Origin of the sequence: Bacillus stratosphericus (assembly GCF_020524495.1) — a bacterium.
Lineage (GTDB): Bacteria > Bacillota > Bacilli > Bacillales > Bacillaceae > Bacillus > Bacillus stratosphericus_B.
In genome coordinates this window covers 16,234-27,372 of sequence record NZ_JAIVLB010000034.1, presented here as the reverse complement: position 1 = coordinate 27,372, position 11,139 = coordinate 16,234, and the positions used below count along the sequence as shown (strand labels likewise).

Here is an 11,139-nt window from a genome sequence, read left to right as displayed (position 1 = left end):
GCTCTCACGGTCAATGAGGTATCGTTTTACCGCTTTGATTTTATCTTCAATTGTAAATTTAGCCAAAGAAAAGCACCTCCAAATGTTAGACTGTGTCTAATATTTGGGGTGCACTTCACATAGGCATTTGCCTAGATGGAGTATGTTCTCAAAAAGGTGTCCATTTGACTTGTTGAGATTGCTTTAGTCTTGCTTCCGGTTCACGCCAGTCGACTACATTCCACCACAAGTCTACATATTGTGCCTTTTCATTTCGATACTGTAAATAGTATGCATGCTCCCATACATCAAGGGCAAGAAGAGGAATGACATCCCATTGCGATAAAAATTGATGGCGTTCTGCCTGTAAAATTTCTAAACGCTGTGACCGTGGCGCCCATACAAGGATCGCCCACCCGACACCTTCTACTTGTTTGGCAGCTGCTGAAAAATGTGATTTGAACGCCTCATAGCTGTCAAACGAATGCTCAATGAGACGGAGCAATTGACCAGTAGGCTTTCTTTTTCCTGAAGGACCCATGGAAAACCAAAAGATACAATGTAAATAATGTCCCGCTCCATGAAAGGCAAGTTCACGTTCCCAATGCTTGATCATCTTAAAATCATTCGTTCTTCTTGCTTTTTTTAACGCAAGCTCAGCTTCATTCAGACCATCGACATATGATTGATGATGCTTTTGATGGTGCAAATACATAATCTCTTTTGAAATATAAGGTTCTAGTGCTTCATACCGATAAGGGAGGGGAGGCAATTTGTGACCTCCAGCTGCTACATCTCGCAATGCTTCATGTTCTTTCATATCATCTGCAATACTTTCGGCTAGTTCGTACCACTCTTGTTCACTTGAACGGTCATCATCCATTTTTAACAATAAATTTTCTGCTTTCCGGCGGAGTTTTTCATCTTGAGACACGTTTTGAATAGAAGTAACCCAATCTTTGAGCTGCACCCGATATTCTTCCTTATTCATTCATACGCCTCATTTCTTCTAAAAATGTGGAACAAGCCATCATCGGAAACACGAATGGATAGCTATGGTATGTGATGTAAAATTGCTTTGGAAGTCCAATGCCTACTGGATAGTGCAAGGCTTCTTCCGTATGCTGATGATTTACTAAAAATGCGATGGCTTTTAAAATCGCTTTGTCATCTGGCTTCTCATATTGCAGGAGGGCCTCTGCTGCCCAAGCGGTTTGAACAACTGTACCAAACGATAGAGGCACATAAGTTTTCACCTCTGCACTTTTGCATGATTCTCCGAAGCTGCCATCCTCTCGTTGAATCTGTTTTAAGAAACGGCACGCTTTTTGAACGGCAGGGTGCGAGTAAGGGATGCCAGCAGCTTTGAGTCCTGTTAACGCTGCCCAGGTTCCATAAATATAACAAACGCCCCATCTGCCAAACCATGATCCGTTTTTCTCTTGATGGTCAAGGAGCCATTTCACACATCGATCTTTTTGCCTGACAATAGATGGAGAATCAGTGTTTTTCTCCTCTACACCAATTAGATGAAGCACGCGGCCTGTAATATCGGGAGTAGATGGATCAATGGCCGCATCCTCTGCAGATTCAAGCGGAAGATGACGAAGCAAAAAGTGATCCTGATTTTTTTCAAAAGCAGAAAAGCCGCCATCACGGTTTTGCATGGAAAGAAGCCACTCAAATCCTCGCTTCCATTGAACCTGAGCGTATGGTTTAGGGATTGCTTTTAACACAATTTGGGTATCATCACAATCAGGATTATTCGTATTAATATGTGAAAAACCAAAGCCACCCGGAGCGGCATGCCGGTTATGAATCGCCCAATCCGCTTTCTTCATTTGCTGCCGATTCAGCAAGTATGTGAACGACTTTGTGATAACGGGATCTTCTCGTTTTCTGCCTGCTTTTTGAGAAGCATAGCTGACAAGCGCTGTATCCCAAACAGTGGATGTGGAATTCTCAGCATACATCTCGCCTTGACAGTAGGTGACGAGCTTTTTCATGCCTTTGACCGCCTTTTGGATGAGATGATGTCCCGGGGAGTAACCAAGGCTCATCAACGCATAGACCATAAAGATTGTCGCACTTAAGTAGCTGTATAGTGTGCCATCTTTTTCAAGACGATCAAACATATATCGTTTTGCCGCTTCATACCCGAAAAAGTCTAGACGGCTATCTAAGGCGACATATGATCGCATAAACGTTAGAAAGTGATGAGTTGAACGTTCTTCTCTCGCCATAAACCAGTCAAATGGATTTTGAGACATGTGGGCATCGAGATGTGCTAAGGATGGAAATTTTGTATGAGAGGTATACCGCTTGTTCAGTGCAATCATCATTGGGACAAAATGAATTCTTGCATACGCACTAAGGTGATAGAAGTGGAGCGGAAAGGACGTAGGGATGAGTAAAAAAGAAAGTGGTGCATAGAAGTAGGGCCAAGGGTGCATGCCATTGACGGCGAGCATCCACTTTGTCATAAAATGAACGTTTTTTAATCCACCTTTTGATCGAATATATTGTGCTGCTTTTTCCATATGAGGTTCGTCTTTTTGGAATCTGCCAGAAGCGAGCATCCCGCAATAACCTTGCACTGTTGCTGTTACATGTCCCGTTTGATCGTGATACAAGGAAAAGGAACCATCCTCATGTTGCTTCGCGCGAATAGCTTCTGCCAATTGATGGATCAATGCCTGATCAGGATCGCCGACGGCCTTTAACAGCATAATAAAAAATGCATTTGTCATCATGGGGCCTTCAAAGCAGAAAATAAAGGCGCCATCTTCTCTTTGCCTGCGTTCTACTTGGATGTGTAATTGTTCAATATACTCGTTTACTCTCGTTGTGAAATCCTGCATTTCGGCCTTTCTCCTTTCCTTTACCACTATATTCAGAAGCCTGCCTGTCACATGCCATAACAAAAAAGCCAATAACATCGGGGACTGACCACCATTTTTGAGACAGGGTTCAAAATACCTTTATTACACAGTCAGTTGTTGTAACTCTTTTGTCGAAGTCCGAGCTAATTTCATTCGATTAGCCTCTACCTTTTATGTTGATGGGGTAATTAACTCTTTTTTTCATACAAAAACACCTCCAAATTGTTTTCAGGTATGCTATACCCGATGTTCAACTTAAAGGTGTTTTTATTTGTCTCACTTTATGGAGTCAGTCCATCGTCATCGGCTTTCTTTGCAGCATTAGTCTTGTAGATTGATCCACACACTTTTGACTTCTGTATAGTTGTTCAGGGCGTATGATCCCATTTCTCTGCCAAGCCCTGACTGTTTATATCCGCCAAACGGGGAGGCGGCATCAAAGACATTATAGCAGTTGACCCAAATCGTCCCTGCTTCAAGACGTGCAGCGATATCATGGGCATGCTTTAGATTTTCTGTCCATAGTCCCGCAGCTAATCCGTAATCAGATTGATTGGCCCGTTCGACAACTTCATCAATGGAATCGTAAGGAATAGCAGATAGTACAGGTCCGAAAATCTCTTCCTTAGCGATTGTCATCTCATCCTCTACATCTTTAAAAACAGTAGGGGAGACGAAATAGCCGGCCTCATAAGGGCAATCGCCGCCGACAACGGCTGTTGCCCCCTCTGATTTACCTTTTTTGATATAGCCTAACACAAGTTCTTGCTGCTCCTTACTGACAAGAGGTCCGATTTGAGTATCCTGATGAAGACCAGCGCCTTGCTTTAATGATGTCGCATATTTCGCCATTTGATCGACCACTTCATCGTATTGGCTTCGGTGAACAAAGACTCTCGATCCTGCACAGCACACCTGGCCTTGGTTAAACATAACGCCATTTAAAGCACCTGGAATGGCTTTCTTTAAATCAGCATCTGGTAAAATAATATTTGGCGATTTTCCGCCAAGTTCTAGTGTGACACGCTTAATGGATTTAGCCGCTTTCTCCATAATTAATTTCCCAACACTTGTTGACCCTGTGAAGGCTAGTTTGTTGACATCCGGGTGATCGGTTAATGCTTCCCCGGCTGTTTCACCGAATCCAGGCACGATGTTAATAACGCCTTCTGGGAATCCAGCCTGATTCACTAGATCAGCTAAGTAAAGAGCGGAGAGTGGTGTTTGTTCAGCCGGCTTTAAAACAATGGTGCACCCTGTAGCTAGTGCAGCACCCATTTTCCACATCGCCATGAGAAGGGGGAAGTTCCAAGGAATGATTTGTCCCACAACACCAACAGGCTCATGCCGGGTATAATTAAAATATCCCTGACTGACAGGAATGGTTTGTCCAGTCATTTTCGTAGTCCAGCCCGCGTAATATCGCATGTGCTCAATGGCGAGAGGAATATCGGCATTCGTTGTTTCATTAATCGGTTTTCCGTTATCTAGTGTTTCAAGCTGAGCAAGCTCTTCTTGGTTTTCTTCCATTAAATCTGCAAGCTTAAACATCAGGCGGGCGCGTTCAGCGGCAGACTTAGAGCGCCAAGGACCATGAAAGGCTTTTTTAGCAGCTTTCACTGCCTCATCAATGTCTTTCGCACCCGCTTCATATACTTCGATAAGGGTTTCTCCTGTAGCTGGGTTAGGAGTAGAAAAAGTTTTGTTATCGTGACTTGTAACAAATTGACCGTTAATGTAGAGTTTTTTTGTCCCTTGGAGAAAAGATTCGAGTTTTGAACTGATTTGAAGTGTTGTAGAGCTCATAAATAAACAAACCTCCTTAAAGATATAGGTTGTTCTGCGAGTTCTAGGTGGAAAAAGTGGACGTGAAGCAATTGAATCTTTATACGCCACATATGTAAACGTATATATTTATCTTATTACACGATATGTTTGAAAGCAATCCATAACACTCATTGCATTTCACAAAAAATTGGCTACAATAAATATATAGATGAAAAAAGGAGTTTTTATATCATGATCCATCTAAACAGGCAAACGGATAAAACGTTAAAACAAGTAAAATGTGTACATACGAACGCAAAAAAATATATGGTCAACCGCACTCTAACGGTTGGAAACACATATGAAGTGAAAAATGAAACAGAGGAATTCCTCTTTGTGGTTGATAATACCGGTAAAGTAGGCGGGTATTACAAAGAGTATTTCGAAGATTTATCTGCTGAATGATTTTAATGATCATCACTCATACTAAGAAAAACAGTAAAGGGTGATGATGATGAAAAAACAGCAACCAGATGAGCAGAAAAATAAAAATGCTTGGCATGATAACGAAGACGCTGATATGGCGATCACGCTTGAGCAGATTTCTGATGTGTATGCCGAGGGCACGATTGATACCCCAAAAGATGAATAGCCATCTAAAACAGTGATTTTGAACAATCACTGTTTTTTTATGGGTGATTATAATAGGATGATCAACCATTTTTCTTGAAAAGAACTGAAACTTTTTTCCTGTTTTAACAGTCTAAATAAGTAGATGAAAGAGCATCGAATCCAAAAGAAAAAGGTAAATGAAATTTAATCTATTCGTAATGGAATAACGATCATTTATAGCGTAGTCTATAAGTGAGAATAAAACGTACCCACAGAGCGGTGTGGCCGTTTTGTCATAAAGGAATTTGATGCAGGAAGAGGGGATTTGCATGGGTATTTTTTCTATCAGTAAACAAAATGATCATAAAAAATTCGAATCCTTATTAATTGAAGGTGAGAGGATTGAGGCTGTTTACAGACTGCGTCACGACCAAATTTGTTTCACCAATAAACGACTGATCTTTGGCGATAACCGCGTATTTTCTAAAAAGAAAGTCAGAGTCTCCTTGCCGTATCGATCAATTGAAATTTTTGCTATTCAAGAAGCTGGCGTGTTTGATCAGGATACAGGTATGCTGCTTGTCACAAGCTCAAAAGTATTTGAACTCGATTTTTCTAAAGATACAGATTTGAGCGATGTGCAAGCCATTTTAACAAAACATCTATGCTGATTAACTTTGCGATTACATAAATCACATGCACTTTTCTTATTTTTCGTTCTTATTTTCATACATCGCACATTCTTGAGCTTTTCCTATTATAGAAGAGGAAAGGCTTTTTTCTGTCTGCCAGGAAGACTTGTCATTCGCAATTTTTAAAAAAAGGATGGCCGCTTTAATTAAAAAAGGATGTCAAAGGATCAAAAAAGAAAGAAGAGTCCAAACGGTGTTGGGAATCATATCGGTGATCACGGGAGCATTTATCTAGACCGCATGACAGAACAAACGCTGGATCAAGGATCAGCTTGAAGGTGAAATTAGTGCGGCACATATGGGATATGTGAGAAAACAGGACAAGACATACCATATGAATGTATAAAAGCAGCACCGTATATACGTTAAAGAAAAACGAAGAAACCGATCAAGAGCCGAATGAATTCGATCGATCATTCTCCGATCAAATACGTGATTTAACAAATAGAGAAACAATATATCAGATGCATTCAGATACGTACGAAAGATTGGAGGAAGAGCAGGGTGTTGATTTAGATAAGGAGAAATAGTATGATGAGAGGAAGTTAAATTTTTTCAGAATAATGTTTTCTTGTTTATGAATGGACAAATTTCTTAGTATACATGAGCATTTTATAGAAAAAACATATCTTGAAATTTAATAAACTTTCGTGTAGTATAGTACAAAGGTTGCGATGCGCGTAATATTAATGAAGTTTTAACCTTTAAGCTGTAATAGGGAGTTTTATATCGAAGCTGGAATGTCAAGCCTCCTTTGAGAGGAAGACAGGAACGTTTCTGCAAACACCCACTTTGAGGAGTGGTGGTTTAAAACTTTCTTACTTAGATTACGGCATCCGCAGCTTTTCTAGGATGATTCAAGCCATTTTCCATTTTGGGAAATGGCTTTTTATTTTGCCCAATCTACGAAATTGAACAGACCTAATGTGAATGCACGAATGCATGTTAAAATAGACAAAACAAATGACGGAGAGGGAATGGGATGTTAGAACAAGCAGAAATGGCTTTGATGGCTTTAGGCGAGGACAGAAACAAGCCATTGAATCGATTGGAAGGAACGCAGCAGTGTCTGCAACGAACGATTTGGTAAAATGATAATTTCCTAGTACTGGCAGGCTCTAAAAACAAAAAAAGTGCTTGAGCTTCGTTTTGACAGGCTTCCGACATATGGTTGAATGAAACGACAATTAAAGAAAGTGCTAGTTGGACAAGAGGCTGTATATAAAAAGCAGGCGATCAAGCCAGAGGCCATTGAGCAGTTGAGAGTGGTGAGAAATGAATTTAGCGAAAGAGCAGGGCGTTCCGCATTTGTTGTAATTTCTGATCAAACATTAAAGCAATGGAGCCTAAAACGGAAGAAGAAATTTTCAATATTAAGGGTGTCGGAGAACAAAAAAGAGAGAAATCCGTGGATGTTTTCTTAGAAGAAATTCGTTTATTTATAGAAAAAGAGAAAAAATAAAGAGAGGAAAAATATTTTTTTGCTGCGCTTAGACACATTTTCATTAGGGTGTTTTCCATCCTTTTAAAACCTTGATGTGACAAGGGATTGGGCTGTTTAGTAGTCTGATTTACCAAAGGAGAGAGATGTTTCATGTAAAGGAACTGTAATCTAAAACATATCGTTTTGTTATTGAAATGACATTTACATATGTTACGATAGCACTCGTTAGCCGCCATAAAAAGCTAACAAGGGAGGATTTACTTTATGAAGAAGACTATTATGTCCTTGGTTGCGGTTGCAGCAATCTCATCAACAGCAATCGGAACGCAGCAAGCTTCTGCAAAGGAAATCACTGTACAAAAAGGTGATACACTTTGGGGTATTTCACAGAAAAATGATGTGTCTCTTAAGGACCTAAAAGGTTGGAACAATTTATCTACAGACATGATCTACGTAGGTGATAAATTGACAATCTCTTCAAAAGAGAAAGCTCAGGAGCAGTACAAAGTCCAGAAGGGGGACAGCCTCTGGAAAATAGCTCAAAAATTCAATGTCTCAATTAGCGATCTTAAGTCTTGGAATAACTTAAACTCAGATATAATAATGATTGGTTCAACACTAAGTGTTGCTGGTCAAAGCTCTGCTCCGGTAAGCTCAGAGCCTGTTCAAAAACAGGAACCTGTCCAAAAAGAGCAAACAAAGAAAAAAGCTGCTCCTAAGAAGGTAACAGCTAAAGCAGAATCATCTTCTGCTATTCAAAGTGTACAAAAAGAAATGACTGTAACGGCTACGGCTTATACAGCAAATGATGGTGGTATCTCAGGTATCACTGCAACAGGGGTAAACTTAAACAAAAACCCGAATGCAAAAGTCATTGCAGTAGATCCTAATGTCATTCCATTAGGAAGTAAGGTTTATGTTGAAGGCTACGGTGAAGCCATAGCAGCAGATACTGGCGGCGCAATTAAAGGTAACAAAATTGATGTACACCTACCAAGCAAATCCCAAGCAAAAAATTGGGGCGTAAAATCAGTCAAAGTGAAAGTATTTAACTAGTAATCTACTGTTTTTTGGAAGAAAGCATCAGGTGGCGGCCTGATGCTTTTATTGTACCCTTTTTTGGTCAAAAAAACACATATTTTTCTGAAAAAATTGTATTTTCGACAAAAACCAGCGTATACGTCATGATAAACGTTGGTTTTCGTTGTTAGCTGTCCACCCAATAAATTTCTCCATTCTGTTCTTTCCAATTGATTTGAACATCAAAATGGTGTTTTTCATAAAAATGAATCAAGAGATCGACGTGATTCCAGTCTCTTTTGACGAGATCACCAGTAATCACTGGAATGTTCTGATCTCTTGCGATTTCTTTTAAATGCACCTTACATATTGAGCCGTAACCATTATCTGGCGGGCCTTTAATATCGGCGATATGAATCTTTCCTTCTTCAGGATATTCAGCAATTAAGGAAAAATCAGATTGTCCGCGAAAAGCTTTTTCACAATCGCTTAACATGATCTTACATGTATCAGCAATTTCAATGGTGGAGACGATCATCCACTCATCTTCTTTGGATTGATCAATTCCAATGATCTTTTCGCAAAATATCTATCATATTTTCTTGCATCCGATACATTTGGAACTGCAATTGCTGTAATTCTTGCTCTAATGTCTTCACATCTTTGGTTGTTTCTTGTAAGATTGACAAGTCCATTGCCCCTTTCTTAGAATCGATCATAAAAACCACACAAATTCCCATTTTAAAGGAAGTGGCTGGATCTTTCAAGTCACTAGAAGGCTGACAATGGGCAAGTTTGTCTAAAATTCGACGAAGATAGTGAATTCATTGACTTTATAGAGAAAGTTAAATAACATACTCTTAGTCGGAACTAATAAAGAGAGGTTTTCAAACATGAACGAACAGAATCAAAAAACGAAAAATTTTACCGGCATTGTTGTCTTCTTAACAATTGCCATAAACGGATTAATTGCTTTATTATTTTTCATGCCAAAAACAGATAAATTTGCTCATCTGGATATTACATTTCTGCCATTATTGAATGCCGTGATGAACAGCTTTACGTTTATCTTTTTACTGTCAGCGCTCATTATGATTAAACAAAAGAACATTAAAGCGCATAGACGATTTATCTTTGCCGCTTTTTCAACAACACTTGTCTTTTTAATTTCGTATGTGACGTATCATTCAATGGCAGCTGATACACACTTCGGGGGAGAAGGGATCATTCGCCCGATCTACTTTTTTATTTTAATCACACATATCGTGTTATCTGCCGTCATTGTACCGCTTGCACTAATTACACTATTTAGAGGCGCACAGATGCAAGTCGAGCGTCATCGTAAAATTGCCCGCTGGACAATGCCGCTTTGGCTCTATGTCAGTCTAACTGGCGTCATTGTGTATATCATGATTTCTCCATACTACAGCTAACGTATGTCCAACTGGACATACGTTCTTTTATTTACAAGATGAAGTGCTTTGGATAAAATGGAAATTGGGTATCCGACTTGCACGGTATCTTCCCATCATAGAATCACATCATTTCTGGCCGTTTGCTCGTTTGGAGAACAACAATTGAACGAAACGGGGGTTATATGATGACTGAACAATTGCAGTATAAACCGGGGCTTGAAGACATTGTGGCAAGCGAAACGTCAATTTCGTACTTAGATGTGCAGCAAGAAGAAATTGTGATTCGTGGTTATGACCTCATTGAGTTGGCACAAAACAAGACATACCTAGAAACAGCCTATCTGCTCATTTATGGAAGATTACCAGATGCAATGGAATATCACCAATTCAAGCAAGACATTTCCTCACAAACAAACTTACATCCAACCATTCAAACCATTTTGACAAAGCTGCCAAAAACCACTCACCCGATGGATGCCATGAGAACTTGCTTATCTGCTCTTGCAGGGTACGATGAAGCATTGCATAATCGAACAGAAGCGTGCCAAAAATTGCGTGCAGTTCGATTACTAAGCCAGCTGCCAGCCATTGTTGCTGGAAGCTATCATATTCTCGGAAAAGATGCCACCATTTCTCCAGATCAGACCAAATCCTACACTGAAAACTTTTTAGCTATGCTCACTGGCCGCACTCCGACACAAGACGAAATCACCGCTTTTGACCAAACGCTCACGCTATATAGTGAGCATGAGCTGCCGAATTCGACGTTCGCTGCCAGAGTTATTGCTTCCACGCATTCTGATATGTACGGCGCTTTTACTGGAGCGATTTCCTCATTAAAAGGGGATTTACACGGGGGAGCGAATGAAGCAGTCATGCACATGCTTCTCGAAGGAAAAACGACAGAAGGTTTTCTTGCACTCATTGAACGAAAATTAGCCGCAAAAGAAAAAATGATGGGCTTTGGCCACCGGGTATACATGAGAAAAATGGACCCGAGAGCTGCTCTTTTAAAACGATCGTTAAAAACGCTTACGGAATCAAAAGGAGATACAACGCTGTATGACATGTGTGTAGCAGGTGAGGCATACATGAAAGAGAAGAAAAATCTCTATCCGAATCTTGATTATTATGCGGCACCTATATATTACGTGCTTGGGGTTCCTATTTCACTTTACACACCGATTTTCTTTGCTGCGAGAGCAAGCGGATTAGCTGCCCATGTGATTGAGCAACATTTGCACAATCGTATTTTTAGACCGAGAGTTCGGTATTTAGGGCCAAGAGGATTAAAACTCTTAAATGATGATGGAAAAACGGGGGAATGA

11 protein-coding genes, 1 other RNA gene and 1 pseudogene are annotated in these 11,139 nt (G+C 40.1%); 9 read left to right on the top strand and 4 right to left on the bottom strand.

Annotated elements, in window-relative coordinates; all coding sequences use genetic code 11:
* Positions 1-148 precede the first annotated feature (148 nt).
* The 3 genes from LC033_RS13100 to LC033_RS13090 all read right to left on the bottom strand — a co-directional run bounded on the left by LC033_RS13100 (position 149) and on the right by LC033_RS13090 (position 4,667).
* Positions 149-970, bottom strand: a complete 822-nt coding sequence (locus LC033_RS13100; RefSeq protein ID WP_226569129.1) for a superoxide dismutase — start codon at positions 968-970, stop codon at positions 149-151.
* The gene (locus tag LC033_RS13095) at positions 963-2,840 is read right to left on the bottom strand and encodes a terpene cyclase/mutase family protein (protein WP_226569127.1); all 1,878 of its coding nucleotides are present in this window, start codon (positions 2,838-2,840) and stop codon (positions 963-965) included. Before LC033_RS13095 ends, LC033_RS13100 begins: the two co-directional genes overlap by 8 nt.
* A gap of 342 nt (positions 2,841-3,182) precedes the next feature.
* A complete protein-coding gene (locus LC033_RS13090; RefSeq protein ID WP_226569125.1) occupies positions 3,183-4,667 on the bottom strand; it encodes an aldehyde dehydrogenase family protein in 1,485 nt (494 codons plus the stop codon).
* 213 nt (positions 4,668-4,880) lie between these two features.
* Here LC033_RS13090 and LC033_RS13085 point away from each other — a divergent pair, with 213 nt between their 5' ends.
* From LC033_RS13085 to LC033_RS13055, 7 genes are all read left to right on the top strand, one after another.
* Complete coding sequence (locus LC033_RS13085) at positions 4,881-5,093, top strand: DUF6501 family protein (RefSeq protein ID WP_226569124.1); 213 nt, start codon at positions 4,881-4,883, stop codon at positions 5,091-5,093.
* A gap of 49 nt (positions 5,094-5,142) precedes the next feature.
* Positions 5,143-5,280, top strand: coding sequence for a DUF4025 domain-containing protein (locus LC033_RS13080; protein ID WP_226569122.1), 138 nt, complete (start codon positions 5,143-5,145; stop codon positions 5,278-5,280).
* 289 nt (positions 5,281-5,569) lie between these two features.
* Entirely contained in the window at positions 5,570-5,911 is a 342-nt protein-coding gene (locus tag LC033_RS13075) for a PH domain-containing protein (RefSeq protein ID WP_226569120.1), read from the top strand.
* Positions 5,912-6,270: 359 nt separating this feature from the next.
* Positions 6,271-6,462, top strand: a complete 192-nt coding sequence (locus LC033_RS17340) for a hypothetical protein (RefSeq protein WP_226569118.1) — start codon at positions 6,271-6,273, stop codon at positions 6,460-6,462.
* Positions 6,463-6,595: 133 nt separating this feature from the next.
* Positions 6,596-6,781: non-coding RNA, 6S RNA (ssrS, locus tag LC033_RS13065), on the top strand.
* Positions 6,782-7,107: 326 nt separating this feature from the next.
* Positions 7,108-7,356: a hypothetical protein gene (locus LC033_RS13060; RefSeq protein ID WP_226569116.1), complete on the top strand. Its 249-nt coding sequence runs from the start codon at positions 7,108-7,110 to the stop codon at positions 7,354-7,356.
* 284 nt (positions 7,357-7,640) lie between these two features.
* Positions 7,641-8,432, top strand: a complete 792-nt coding sequence (locus LC033_RS13055) for a LysM peptidoglycan-binding and 3D domain-containing protein (protein ID WP_226569114.1) — start codon at positions 7,641-7,643, stop codon at positions 8,430-8,432.
* 151 nt (positions 8,433-8,583) lie between these two features.
* On the opposite strand, the pseudogene LC033_RS13050 reads toward LC033_RS13055, so the two are convergent.
* A pseudogene (locus LC033_RS13050) lies at positions 8,584-9,085 on the bottom strand (hypothetical protein).
* Positions 9,086-9,289: 204 nt separating this feature from the next.
* Between LC033_RS13050 and LC033_RS13045 the strand changes: the two are divergent.
* Together LC033_RS13045 and mmgD are read left to right on the top strand one after the other, a co-directional pair.
* Positions 9,290-9,829 carry a DUF420 domain-containing protein gene (locus LC033_RS13045; RefSeq protein WP_226569112.1) on the top strand — a complete coding sequence of 180 codons (540 nt, stop codon included), beginning with the start codon at positions 9,290-9,292 and terminating at the stop codon, positions 9,827-9,829.
* Between the two features lie 167 nt (positions 9,830-9,996).
* Positions 9,997-11,139, top strand: coding sequence for a citrate synthase (gene mmgD / locus LC033_RS13040; protein ID WP_226569110.1), 1,143 nt, complete (start codon positions 9,997-9,999; stop codon positions 11,137-11,139).

Coding starts and splice junctions, on each gene's coding strand:
- LC033_RS13060 (WP_226569116.1), top strand. CDS start 7,108: ATGAAACGACAATTAAAGAAAGTGCTAGTTGGACAAGAGGCTGTATAT.
- LC033_RS13080 (WP_226569122.1), top strand. CDS start 5,143: ATGAAAAAACAGCAACCAGATGAGCAGAAAAATAAAAATGCTTGGCAT.
- LC033_RS13055 (WP_226569114.1), top strand. CDS start 7,641: ATGAAGAAGACTATTATGTCCTTGGTTGCGGTTGCAGCAATCTCATCA.
- LC033_RS13090 (WP_226569125.1), bottom strand. CDS start 4,667: ATGAGCTCTACAACACTTCAAATCAGTTCAAAACTCGAATCTTTTCTC.
- LC033_RS13095 (WP_226569127.1), bottom strand. CDS start 2,840: ATGCAGGATTTCACAACGAGAGTAAACGAGTATATTGAACAATTACAC.
- LC033_RS13045 (WP_226569112.1), top strand. CDS start 9,290: ATGAACGAACAGAATCAAAAAACGAAAAATTTTACCGGCATTGTTGTC.
- LC033_RS13075 (WP_226569120.1), top strand. CDS start 5,570: ATGGGTATTTTTTCTATCAGTAAACAAAATGATCATAAAAAATTCGAA.
- LC033_RS17340 (WP_226569118.1), top strand. CDS start 6,271: ATGTATAAAAGCAGCACCGTATATACGTTAAAGAAAAACGAAGAAACC.
- mmgD (WP_226569110.1), top strand. CDS start 9,997: ATGACTGAACAATTGCAGTATAAACCGGGGCTTGAAGACATTGTGGCA.
- LC033_RS13100 (WP_226569129.1), bottom strand. CDS start 970: ATGAATAAGGAAGAATATCGGGTGCAGCTCAAAGATTGGGTTACTTCT.
- LC033_RS13085 (WP_226569124.1), top strand. CDS start 4,881: ATGATCCATCTAAACAGGCAAACGGATAAAACGTTAAAACAAGTAAAA.